This window comes from Stenotrophomonas sp. 01N47 (genome assembly GCF_056399165.1).
Genome location: NZ_JBFTQU010000116.1, coordinates 1 through 361 on the forward strand (window position 1 = coordinate 1; position 361 = coordinate 361).

Here is a 361-nt window from a genome sequence, read left to right on the forward strand (position 1 = left end):
GCGCTAAGACTGATGCGCCACCCTTCGCGGCGTCTCAGGGAGTTGGTCAATGGAAAGCCGGAGGCTGACGATGCAGCAGAACAGTAGGGGTAGGCCGCAAGGCCGAAATGCTCCCCCCAGGGCTGACGCCATGGTTGAGGCACTGCGCGGCCTGGGTTACACGACGGCCACGGCGCTGGCGGACCTGGTGGACAACAGCATTTCCGCTGGCGCGGGCCAAGTAGAGGTCGGGTTCAATTGGAATGGCGTAGACAGCTGGATATCCATTGCAGATGACGGCAGAGGCATGAACGATGCTGAGCTATTCAGCGCAATGCTCCTCGGCGACCGCAACCCCTTGGACGTACGGGCGGCCTCGGAC

At 62.6% G+C, this 361-nt stretch carries 1 protein-coding gene; it reads left to right on the forward strand.

Annotated elements, in window-relative coordinates:
- Positions 1 to 130: 130 nt before the first annotated feature.
- Positions 131 to 361 (forward strand): ATP-binding protein (locus AC1DKR_RS21475; RefSeq protein WP_478035263.1); only part of this gene is annotated, 231 nt, incomplete at its 3' end.